The following is an 11314-nucleotide window of genomic DNA, read 5'->3' on the forward strand; positions in this document are numbered from 1 at the left end:
AAGAACAGCGACAGGGCAGCACAGTCTCTCAAGAAATGCTGACCAGAGCTGTGGAAGTGACCGATGCTAACAGCGCTTTCTTTGACGTTCTAGGCAACTTTGACGGATGTATCGCTGGGATCCACGAAGTATTGAGGAAGCAAGGGTTCTTTGAAGGGATCTATTGTTATCCTGGAAATGGCGATCTTTCACCGGGCCAGCAGACTGAAATCGAGCGGGTTTATGAAAGCTACCCTCATCTTCATGATGATGAGTTTGTGAGCACTCATATTGATTCCTGGTTCAAATAAACAATCAATAGAAAATAGGTAAGCGTCTGAGAATCGACTCAATGACTGCCTAATATCAACACATAGATACCGCCCACTAAGGCGGTATCTATCATTCTCAGGGGCTGTTGCAAAAGATCCGTGCAACTCACCAACTCCCCTGTTCTGCTCACGCTTTCAAAACCAAACGCTTTGAAATGTCAAAAACGTTTCTCTCAATCGACGACCCTATCCCTGTCAGCTTCCTTTTATATAACGTTAACCTTTGGCTAACGTACCAATAAGCGCTACCGATTGACGCATTTCCTCTTCATTTGATTCGATGTATTTCAAGGTACTTTCCAATGATGTTTGCCCTAGAAAATCCATAATCATTCGAACATGCACCTTGTTGGCCAGCAGCTCTTGAGATGGCGCTTTACGAAAGCTGTGCGTGCCAAGGTGACGATTGGTGATCCCATGTGGTCGTAACCTTTGCGTCAATTCGGGTGATTTTAATAACTTATTGGCGTACTCTTTTCTATACGGCTTGCCCGAGCTTCGGGGAGATGCACTTGAAAACAGGTCGTGGCCATTAAAATATGGATTGTTGTACTCTTGAAAGTCCATCACTTCGTTAAATAGGTCACGAACGGCTTCGGTAATAAACACAGTGTGTCTAGCTTTACTCTTGGCCACCGACATCTGCTTTTCGATGGGCCATTGACTCTTAGTTTCATGGTTCTTGATACGGGTTAATGTGGCGTTATAGATTTTGTTCTGAACGACATCAAACTCATCGCGATCACCAAATCGGTCAGCAAAATCGCTGGTTTGGGTCTCGCGAACATCCGAGAAACGCAAACCAGTGAGGTATTGCATGTGGATCATGAACCCAACCATGGGATTGATCTCCGAAACTTCATTGATGATGATCTTCGTATCGGTGAGTCGCTTGGGCGCTCTTGAGCGAGTCGGTACATGTCGATCGATACCTTTGGTATGGTTGGTCACTATTTTCACCTCTACGGATTCTAATAGCCATTTTGGCTCTGCCAAGAATGCAGCCAAAACGGTAACGTGAACTATATAACTTATTGAATAATATAGACAATACACAAATTCAGAGTGATTATCTAGAATTCAAATAGAGTATTTAGAATTCTAGAGCATAAAAATGGAAAATTCTAGTGATAGTGCGCGTGTTTTTAATTCTCAATAGAATATTACAGTGTCACTTTTTTATGCCAAGTAACGACATGGAGACAGGGTAGGGCGGTAGATCGACGGGTACTGAATTAAATCCGATTAATATAGTAACGTATCAATATATATTTTTAGTAAATAATATTTATATTTACACTATCAATAATACGATAGATTTTATTATTAAATGTTGAATTTTACATTCCTCCTAATTTTATTATTAAAAATTCTAATAAGGTTGAATCTGTCATAATTCAATCCACTACTTTAATAAGAAGTAACGAATAAATAAACATGGGGATCATTTTATTCTTTCGCAACACTTTCCGGAATAATCAAGAAAATATTAAGATGTTTTATCTATTTTTGTGACAGAGGCGAAACAACAACCAAAGGTCACGAATTTATATATCAATCGAGATTAATCATGTTTTTACAATTAATCTCACAAATTAACAACGGTATTTAATTTATATTTTCAGCGTATTTTATTACAAAGGATAAACGTTATGTTTAATTTTAAAAGAGTTGTTATATTATCATTGTTAGTTGCCTCCTCTGCGAGCGCTAATATCGAACTAATAACTTATGATGCACAGGCACTTCAGTACAATAAAAGTCACCTTGCCGAGAAGGAACTAGCACTTAATGAACTAAAAAAGAAAGCGAATGAAGCATTAAAATCCGAAATTGATCCAGTAACAAATAAAACCTTGTTGCCTGCAAGTGGTAACAAACACGATTACTTTAGCTTCGGTCCTTACTGGTGGCCGAATCCAGATACAGAAGATGGGCTACCGTATGTTCGCCGCGACGGTGAATACAATAGAGATACCTTGACTTCGGTAACAGACAAACAAAGATTTATTCAATTTGCTAACGACGTAACAGACCTAGGTCTCGCTTACTACTTCACTGATGATGATCGTTACGCGAAGAAGGCTGTTGAACAACTAGATGCATGGTTCATTAATCCAGAAACCATAATGAATCCTCACCTTGAATATGCTCAAGCCATCCCGGGTATCCTTGATGGACGCGGGATTGGTATTATTGATAGTCGACTTCTAATCCCTGTCATAGATAGCGTCTATTTAATTCAAGAGCATCTAACGAAGTCACAATATGAGTCAATTGTTAATTGGTATGCGCAGTTTAATAACTGGCTTATCACCAGTGATCACGGTTTCGATCTAGACAATTACCCTAACAACCTTGGAACTTGGTATGATGCACAAGTGGTTGCATTCTCACTGTTCGTTGGTGAAGAAGAATTGGCCAAAAAACAACTAAAAATCACACAAATGCGCCGAATTAGAGGCCACTTTGGCGATGAAGGAAAACAACCAGGGGAATTATTGAGAACACGCCCTTGGCATTATTCTAATTTCAACTTAGAGGCATACAACTATTTGGGTCACTTTGGCGAACTTGTAGATGTAGATGTCTGGAATTATAAATTTGATCACCATTCTCTTGAGGCTGGATATAGCTATCTAGCTTCTTACCTCGCTGAAGATAAACCTTGGGAGTATAAGGGATTAAAAGGATTAGAACCTAACTACTCATATAAAAATATGTTGTACGCACAGCGAGCATATGACGATCCGGTCTTTGATAAAGCGTTATCTGAATTACAGGAAGACAAGTTAAACATCAAAAAAATAGAGAACTTAACATTAATTAAATATTAGGTTACATCTCCATAATCAACTTGAAGTCACTTAGGTGAGTGTCTTCAAGTTATCATTAATTCTAGTCTAAAATAATGACAAAACAACAGTGATGAATTTAACGACAGTAGTCTTAAGTATTGATAACTTAGAACTAAACATTATTTTTCTCGTGCCAATTCATTACCTTCCAAAGCCGTTCTATCTGATTAAATTTGAGTCTGGTAATACAGATAAAAACTCACCCAAATTGACCTATACTCTGAATCTTAATATTTAAAGGTTGCCACTTTCCTTCTGAAGTTACTCTCGAAACCGTCAGCTACTATCGATCCATTGATAAGTTTAGCGACGTTATCGATTATTATCGGTGCCCGACTCGTGATAAAGGATAAAGCCGCTGTGAAATCCTTTCTGAATAGGTGATAGTGCAGAATGTACTACTAGAGAAGATAGTGATTGATGGAGATACTGCCGCTGAAAAATTCTACGGAATTACAAGGTATGTGCGTTTATAAAACAGAACGTTTGGTACTTTAGCAAAATTTACAACAGTATCAAAAAGTACCCTAATATGAAGAAAACCAGTCAGTAAACTGACTGGCTTTAGCCATTAGGCCTGTAGAGGAGGGCTGGGTCTTAGTTAACGTGTTTTACCGCGTCACGTACAAGCTCACCTAACTCTTCCCATTTACCTTCATCCATTAACTTAGTTGGAACCATCCATGTGCCGCCGCAAGCAAGAACAGAAGGAATAGACAAGTATTCGTCAACGTTCTTCAGGCTAACCCCCCCTGTTGGCATGAAGTTTACTGGGTAAACGGCAGTTAATGCTTTTAACATACCAACACCGCCAGAAGGCTCTGCTGGGAAGAACTTAAGAGTACGCAGACCCATTTCCATTGCTTGCTCTACAAGGCTAGGGTTGTTAACACCAGGAACGATAGCAACACCCTTATCTAAGCAGTACTGAACAGTACGTGGGTTAAAGCCAGGGCTAACGATGAAATCAACACCAGCTTCAATAGACGCGTCTACCTGTTCGTTAGTCAGTACAGTACCGGAACCTATCAACATGTCAGGGAACTCTTTGCGCATGGCTCGAATCGCGTCAATAGCACACTCGGTACGAAGTGTAATTTCGGCGCATGGCATACCGTTTTCAACCAGTGCTCGGCCCAGTGGTATCGCATCTTCGACTTTATTGATCGCGATAACTGGAATTACTTTAAGGTTTGCTAACTGTTCGTTAAGTGTTGTCATGACTATAGTCTCGTGTCTAATTAAGGACATATTTAAAATAAATCCTATTAAAAATTAAAGGGATAGATCTGGCATTACTTCATTCGGGATGATAGCGCCTTGATATTGAATAACGGTACCAGCAACACAGTGACCAGCAAAAGCGGCATCACGAGCATTACCACCACACAGACGTTTAGCTAAAAAGCCTGCACTGAATGAATCACCAGCTGCGGTCGTATCCACTATTGAGGTAACTTTGTTCGGTGATACATAAGAGGCATTTTCACCCTCGACAACTAAGCAATCTTCCCCACCACGCTTGATGATGATCTCTTTTACACCGGCGCTTGCCGTACGATCAATACATTGTTCAACGTTAACGTCGCCATATAGCTCTTGTTCATCGTCGAATGTCAGTAAGGCAGTGTCGGTTAGATTTAGCATCTTCACATAATAAGAGATAGCTTCACTCTGACTAGCCCAAAGCTTAGGGCGGTAATTATTGTCGAAGAAAACTTGACCACCTTTGGCTTTAAACTTCTCTAAGAAGCTGAATAGAACGTTACGGCCATTTTCCGTTAAAATAGCCAGAGTAATACCACTTAAATAAACAGCATCGAATTCAAGTAAGGAATTGACTAGCTCAGGAGCATTTTCTTGATCAAATAGGTAACGAGCGGCTGCGTCGTTTCTCCAATAGAAGAAGCTACGTTCGCCAGTGTTATCAGTCTCGATGTAGTAAAGACCAGGCTGTTTATCGTCCATGCGGTTAACTAAAGTGGTGTCGATCTCTTCCGATTGCCACGCTGCTATCATGTCAGTGCTGAATGAATCTTTTCCTAGCGCTGTGACATAAGCGGTCTTAATGTTGTGCTCTTTAGTTAAGCGAGATAGGTAAAGAGCGGTGTTGAGCGTGTCACCACCAAATGCTTGTTTAAGCCCTTCTTCTTTCGTCTGTAGCTCAACCATGCACTCGCCAATGACCGCGATGTTAAATGGTTTCATAGTGATACCTTAGCAACTGAGGTTGCGCTATACCCAAATAACGATCTTCGCTATTTGGGTATGTTGATTATTTTAAGAAATCTGCACGCAGTGGTGAAAATGCGTCTAAAAGAATGCTGGCTTGCTCTAGTGCAACGGCACCGTGAATAACATTGTAACCAACGATTTTACGGGCTTACTGCAACAAGCCCTTTTATTTAGTGTAGAAAGCACGCTTCAATGCCATTTCTAGCCCTCGAACTTCGGCAAGGCCTTTCAGGCGACCAATTGCTGAATAACCAGGGTTTGTTTTCTTTTTCAAATCATCAAGCATTTGATGACCATGATCAGGCCGCATTGGAATGAGGCGCTTATCACCACTTGCTTCTCGGCGGTGCTCCTCTTCCAAAATCGCCTTAACCACGTCATACATATCAACGTCACCCTCTAGGTGAGCGGCTTCGTGGAAGCTCAATTGATTGTCTTCTCGTTGTGTAGAACGCAAGTGCGTAAAGTAAATTCTCTCGCCGTGCTGCTTGATCATATCGACCAAATCATTATCACCTCGGACACCATAAGAACCAGTGCACATGGTGATTCCATTCATCTTGCTTGGTACTTCTTTCGTCAACCAATCAATATCTTCAATCGTTGATACGATACGTGGCAAACCAAGAATGGGACGTGGTGGATCGTCTGGATGAACTGCCATTTTTAATCCGTTAGCATCACAAATTGGCATAAGCTCTTTTAAGAAGTACGCCATGTGCTGACGAAGATTATCTTTACTAATGCCAGCATAACGGTCTAGCTGCGCTTGGAACTCTTCTAATGTATAGCCTTCTTCAGCACCGGGTAAACCAGCAATGATATTACCTGTTAATTTAGCCACAGCCGCTTCAGACATACTGTTAAAGTACTCTTTAGCTTGAGCTTTTTCTTCAACCGAATAATCGTCTTCAGCGCCTGGGCGCTTAAGAATGTGTAATTCAAAAGCAGCGAAAGCTATTTGGTCAAAGCGCAGTGCTTTCGAACCATCCGCCATTTCAAACTCTAAATCAGTTCGAGTCCAATCGAGTACTGGCATAAAGTTATAACAAACCGTGTCTATGCCACATTCAGCAAGATTACGTAATGTCTGTTTATAATTGTCTATCCACTGTTGGTAGTTACCCGTCTGTGTCTTGATTTCTTCATGTACAGGCACGCTTTCAACGACGGACCAAGTTAGTCCTTTAGCTTCAATAATCTCTTTACGCTTTAAAATTTCTTCTTTGGGCCACACTTCACCATTAGGAATATGATGTAGTGCATTTACAATACCTGTTGCGCCTGCCTGACGAATATCATCAAGAGAAACAGAATCATTTGGGCCATACCAACGCCAAGTTTGTTCCATAATGTCTACCTTTTTTTAGATGCACTTGTCCGCTCAACTTTAATTTAAGTTAAGTGCATTATGATTTAGGGGAGTTGGCTACGTTAAGTAGCCATCAAATATTAACCGGTCTTCGCCGGTTGGAGGTTAACGTCGCTCAGAATCCAAAGAAACAACTGGATTGGAGTCAAACAAATAACCATCAAAATTTGGGTCATCAACATCAGACAGCTCCAAGAGGCGCTGTTTAACATTCTCAAGGTGTTGCCACATGGCATTTTTCGCTGCTATAGGGTCTTTGCGTTGCATCGCTGCGAGGATTCGTGCATGGTCTTCAAGCCACTCTTCACGGTAATCCACTCCACCAATATGAGTATGAAGCTTTTTCCACATAGGGCTATTTTCTCGACGTGCCCACGAATGTTTCAGCATATCGATCAATACGGAATTTTGAGTAGCTTCAGCAATACAAAGATGAAACGTCTCATCTCCAACGCAATTTTCCGATCCGCTCGCTATTTCATTTCTCTCGATTTCCAACGCATTTCGCATTTTCACAATGTCACTAGGCGTTACTTGAATAGCGGCAAATTCAGCAATATTACTTTCAAGCAACTGCCTGGCTTGCAACATTTCGAATGGACCAGAGTCGTCACTGATTACATGCTCACGTCCATTTAAATCACTTGGAATATTTAATACATAAACACCAGAACCTTTCTTAACTTCCACAAGGTTTTCTAGCTCAAGCATGATAATGGCTTCACGCACCACCGTACGACTTACATTAAGCCGCTCAGCTATATCACGTTCTGGCGGCAAACGGTCACCAACAGAATAGCAACCATCAGCTAGTTCTTGTCTTAGTAATAATCCTAACTCTTGGTAAGGTCGCTTTGCTTCAAAAGGCATCATGATAATTCACTATTGTTCCATTACTCTCATAGGACATAATAATAACCACAACAAAATTGGTCAACCACTATATCACATAGTACAGCAAAACCTTGCTATTCACCTGTAAGTTCAACCTATGCCATTAGGCATTTTTCATGACTCCAATAACAGCAGCATAGTAGTTAATAGAAGAACGCAATCTCTTTGACCTTAAGAGATTATGTCTATATATCACACTTTTAAAACAAACCAAATAGTTGGTTGATCATAATCACACTTACAAATTCGCACATTGGACAACCAATACAGCAGCATGTAGCCTAATCTCGTCCGGTTTGGTTGACCAATAATAAAAAAGGGCCGCATGATAATGAAATTAACGTGCGAGCCCATTTAGTTAACCAATTAAAAGCTGTTTGTGTTGAACATGGTGTAACCCCCTCTGTCGTTCCCGCTTTACTTTCTACTGAGGCTGTTTTTACGCCAGATAGGCCAAGCCCTTCTAATAATCGATGCTGTTTTCTCCGTGTTTCAATCTCTAATCGAGATTAGCGCGTGTGACTGTAGCTTCATTGTTAAGGACAAAACTAATGAAGCGCAATGAGCAACTAGGTGCGCATGTAATTGAACTTAATGGAACCCCATCCAGTACCATTCATAAAATTTATGGTGGGAGTCATTTTAATATTGCTATGTATATTTTTCCGAGCAGTGGATAATTCTATGAATATTGATTACATCACAGTACCTAGTAGCGGCAAGCCTTCATTAATTACTTCGAACTAATTTTATCCAAGAAATAAGGTTTACATAATGAAACTTAACCCCTTGCTCGCTGCGCTTATTGCCTCGTTTTCTGCTAGTGCTATAGCGTCTGGCTCTATTGAAGTTGGTACAGAATATGAAGATTACAATTCTAATTACTCCCATAACGACTTGCTTTTACCTTACCTCTATACAAGCTTTAGCCCGTTACCCGACAGTCCGTTGCGCGTTGGTGTAAGATTTAATGATCGCCAAATGATGAATCAAATAATGCCGGAAGATGGTAACCCATACCGAAACGACCGTTCTAGGCAGGAATACCTCGTATCTTACCGATACAACGTAACCGACAATTTTACTTTTTCTCCAGGATTTCGCATACGTCATGAAGAATACAGTCAGAATGACACTCGACGAACAGAGTGGCGTGTCTATCCAAATATGACATACCAAGTGAATGATACCGTGTCACTTGGAGTCGATGGTTTTATCGCTCCTATTAGTGCTGATATGGGAGCTCGTGGTAATGACCAAAACTCTGCACAGCCAAATGACCGATTTGACTATACTGATTACTTGCATGAGCTTGACTTCAGGTTTATGACCAAATTTAGTGACGTTTCTCGTTTAACTACTTCACTTATGAGTGTTTACAATAAAATTGGGGGGGTCGCAAATGCGGGTGAATTAGAGACCAGAAATGAACTTCAACTTCGATTTGTTTACAGACACCAATTTGGCGACCTAACGCTTTCACCTTTCGCTCGAATCGGATTATTGCGTGATGACACTGACGCAGTTGGAAACGAACGTGAACATATCAGACATCGATTTGGTGTTAATGGCTCGTATGTAATGACTAACGAGCTTGATTTAACATTTGGTCTAAACTGGCAGACTGAAGATCAGAGAGACTGGAGTAACAACGATGTCGCGGCTGGTGCCGTTGAGCGTATGGTGTATCAGCTTGGTGTGAGATATAACTTCTAAACCACTCGAACAATGGTTGGTCATTGAGCAGAATTTTATCGTACCAAAGGTAGTGTTTTATTCGGTAAGCATGACTAACGCTATACCGAATAACTACTTATGCAGGTGAGGTTGCTGAAAACTTTGGAGTGAGCTAAAGAATTGTAACCTTGTTATCACTGATAAATTTTAAATATCTTCAAAGCGGCTCATTGAACTCCTAATATCAACACAGATACCGCCTTAGTGGGCGGTATCTGTCATTCTCATCGGTAGTCGAGAACTTTCGATAACAAAGGACCCACAGCACGTTCCACTCGGTTGTTATCCATGCTTCTTAAGCGGTCATCATAGATAATTCGCACTAGCGTCGGCCAGTGATTTATAATGTAGTTAATCGCTTCACCCAGCTTACTTTTCGGGTCACCTTCAGTCGTAAACGTAGGATTTATATACGTTGTCTTTCTTATCGTTGATGGAAAAACGAATCCGAATTAAGGTTTATTATGTCATCTCGATCCTACGTTAGAAAAAACTTCTCCCTTGCTTGGCCCCTCGCCTTAAATGCTCTATTAATGCAGTCGATGCTTATGATTGACACGCTGCTAGTATCTCCCTTAGGTGAAATCGCCTTGGCAGCGATGGGCATCGCAACCGTTATTATTGCTTTCATACTAGGCATTCAGATGGCACTAGCCAACGGTACACAATTGGTGTTAAGTCGGGCCGTAGGTTCAGGGATTAAGCGGTCCCTTTCTAAGGCATTTTGGGCAGGTTCTAGCATCAACTTTGGGGTGGCTCTTTTATTCTTGGCACTACTCACCATTTTTCACCAGAATTTGATCTACACTCTAACCAATAATGAAGAGTTATATCATCAGATCGCTGACTATCTTGAGATCTCCAAATATCTCGTTCTCTACACCGCAGTCACTCAAGTTATCATCGCCCTATTCAATAGTTTAGGTCGTTCAAAAGTCCCCTTTAAGGGGTACCTAATTGAGCTGCCAATAAACGCGATTCTCTCCTACGTTCTTATCCATGGTTTCTCTCTCGGAACTGGCATTAACTACGAAGGGATGGGAGTGCAAGGCGCAGCACTCGGAAGTATCATAGCGATCACTATACGCCTGATATTTTTAGTCGCATGCGTTCACTTTGATGGTGCTATATCTCTAAGGTTTGAAGCAACGCGTCAGGAGTTAGGGCGTAATATTAAGAACCACGTGATCGAAATATTTCCAGTTGCAGCGAATATGACCATTCTCTCTATTGGTGCGACGGTATATCAACTTCTTTATTCCCAATTAAACATCAACGCCTATGTTGCAATCACGCTCGTCGCACCCTGGGTACGTGCAGGTACCCAGTTTATGAGCGCATGGGCGCACTCTTCCGCTATATCTATTAGTCAGGCTATTGGGTCAAGAAAAATGGATGATTTGGTTAAAAACGTGAATACAAGTATCGATGTGGCCGTCATTATGTCGTTTGTTTGTGCATTGTTTTTCGCTGGTTTTTCATTGGTAATACAGGATATTTACCCCGATCTTGATCAATCAACTTACATAGCTCTAGCAACCATTGCGCCACTCTACATATTACTGCCCATAATAAGAGGGTACAACACGGTACATGGTCATGTACTAAGGGCGCTTGGGAAAACCACCTCAGTGTTTAAAATCAACTTCACTGGCCAATGGATCATTTCTATACCTTTATGCGCTTTAATCATTTTTGTCTTTGACGGCTCAGTCTTCTGGGCATTCGCCATCCAGCCATTTGAAGAGCTAATCAAAGCTTTGCCTTTTAGACATTTAGCTAGAAAGTCTTTAAACGAATTTGATGACAAGATCGCTGACAAATTGATGTATGACTAAAGGTACTCAATAGTAATCAGTGATTCCCCGCTCAATGATAGGAATATACGAAAAAATCCGCGTAAGGCT

Annotated in this window: 10 protein-coding genes and 1 pseudogene; 4 read left to right on the top strand and 7 right to left on the bottom strand. The window is 41.0% G+C overall.

The genetic code is table 11. The annotated features are described in order from the left end of the window. The coding region (locus L4D20_RS23455; RefSeq protein ID WP_428804001.1) for a hypothetical protein at positions 1–290 on the top strand (290 nt) is incomplete at its 5' end. A gap of 237 nt (positions 291–527) precedes the next feature. Here L4D20_RS23455 and L4D20_RS23460 read toward each other — a convergent pair. Beyond that, on the bottom strand, positions 528–1262 hold the full coding sequence (locus L4D20_RS23460) for a site-specific integrase (protein ID WP_428804002.1): 735 nt from the start codon (positions 1260–1262) through the stop codon (positions 528–530). Between the two features lie 701 nt (positions 1263–1963). On the opposite strand from L4D20_RS23460, the gene L4D20_RS23465 reads away from it, so the two are divergent. Beyond that, positions 1964–3148 carry an alginate lyase family protein gene (locus L4D20_RS23465; RefSeq protein ID WP_428804003.1) on the top strand — a complete coding sequence of 395 codons (1185 nt, stop codon included), beginning with the start codon at positions 1964–1966 and terminating at the stop codon, positions 3146–3148. 618 nt (positions 3149–3766) lie between these two features. On the opposite strand, the gene L4D20_RS23470 is transcribed toward L4D20_RS23465, so the two are convergent. The 5 genes and pseudogenes from L4D20_RS23470 to L4D20_RS23490 all read right to left on the bottom strand — a co-directional run bounded on the left by L4D20_RS23470 (position 3767) and on the right by L4D20_RS23490 (position 7649). Then, positions 3767–4390, bottom strand: a complete 624-nt coding sequence (locus L4D20_RS23470; protein WP_428804004.1) for a bifunctional 4-hydroxy-2-oxoglutarate aldolase/2-dehydro-3-deoxy-phosphogluconate aldolase — start codon at positions 4388–4390, stop codon at positions 3767–3769. A gap of 54 nt (positions 4391–4444) precedes the next feature. Continuing rightward, on the bottom strand, positions 4445–5377 hold the full coding sequence (kdgK, locus tag L4D20_RS23475; RefSeq protein ID WP_428804005.1) for a 2-dehydro-3-deoxygluconokinase: 933 nt from the start codon (positions 5375–5377) through the stop codon (positions 4445–4447). A gap of 67 nt (positions 5378–5444) precedes the next feature. Continuing rightward, positions 5445–5531: pseudogene (locus L4D20_RS23480) on the bottom strand (cupin domain-containing protein); the annotation flags it as partial. Between the two features lie 39 nt (positions 5532–5570). After that, positions 5571–6755: a mannonate dehydratase gene (gene uxuA, locus L4D20_RS23485; RefSeq protein ID WP_428804006.1), complete on the bottom strand. Its 1185-nt coding sequence runs from the start codon at positions 6753–6755 to the stop codon at positions 5571–5573. A gap of 126 nt (positions 6756–6881) precedes the next feature. Next, entirely contained in the window at positions 6882–7649 is a 768-nt protein-coding gene (locus L4D20_RS23490; RefSeq protein ID WP_428804007.1) for an FCD domain-containing protein, read from the bottom strand. 795 nt (positions 7650–8444) lie between these two features. On the opposite strand from L4D20_RS23490, the gene L4D20_RS23495 reads away from it, so the two are divergent. Beyond that, positions 8445–9386: a TonB-dependent receptor gene (locus L4D20_RS23495; protein WP_428804008.1), complete on the top strand. Its 942-nt coding sequence runs from the start codon at positions 8445–8447 to the stop codon at positions 9384–9386. Between the two features lie 245 nt (positions 9387–9631). Here L4D20_RS23495 and L4D20_RS23500 read toward each other — a convergent pair whose 3' ends face one another. Next, positions 9632–9835, bottom strand: a complete 204-nt coding sequence (locus L4D20_RS23500; RefSeq protein ID WP_428804038.1) for an IS66 family transposase — start codon at positions 9833–9835, stop codon at positions 9632–9634. Between the two features lie 36 nt (positions 9836–9871). Here L4D20_RS23500 and L4D20_RS23505 point away from each other — a divergent pair, with 36 nt between their 5' ends. Continuing rightward, on the top strand, positions 9872–11245 hold the full coding sequence (locus L4D20_RS23505; protein ID WP_428804009.1) for an MATE family efflux transporter: 1374 nt from the start codon (positions 9872–9874) through the stop codon (positions 11243–11245). Positions 11246–11314 lie beyond the last annotated feature (69 nt).

This window comes from Vibrio kyushuensis, from assembly GCF_050337325.1.
In the GTDB taxonomy this organism is placed as follows: domain Bacteria; phylum Pseudomonadota; class Gammaproteobacteria; order Enterobacterales; family Vibrionaceae; genus Vibrio; species Vibrio kyushuensis.

What these genes read in the sequence shown, in the direction of transcription:
- uxuA (WP_428804006.1), bottom strand. Translation starts at nt 6,755, where the DNA reads ATGGAACAAACTTGGCGTTGGTATGGCCCAAATGATTCTGTTTCTCTT.
- L4D20_RS23495 (WP_428804008.1), top strand. Translation starts at nt 8,445, where the DNA reads ATGAAACTTAACCCCTTGCTCGCTGCGCTTATTGCCTCGTTTTCTGCT.
- L4D20_RS23470 (WP_428804004.1), bottom strand. Translation starts at nt 4,390, where the DNA reads ATGACAACACTTAACGAACAGTTAGCAAACCTTAAAGTAATTCCAGTT.
- kdgK (WP_428804005.1), bottom strand. Translation starts at nt 5,377, where the DNA reads ATGAAACCATTTAACATCGCGGTCATTGGCGAGTGCATGGTTGAGCTA.
- L4D20_RS23465 (WP_428804003.1), top strand. Translation starts at nt 1,964, where the DNA reads ATGTTTAATTTTAAAAGAGTTGTTATATTATCATTGTTAGTTGCCTCC.
- L4D20_RS23490 (WP_428804007.1), bottom strand. Translation starts at nt 7,649, where the DNA reads ATGATGCCTTTTGAAGCAAAGCGACCTTACCAAGAGTTAGGATTATTA.
- L4D20_RS23505 (WP_428804009.1), top strand. Translation starts at nt 9,872, where the DNA reads ATGTCATCTCGATCCTACGTTAGAAAAAACTTCTCCCTTGCTTGGCCC.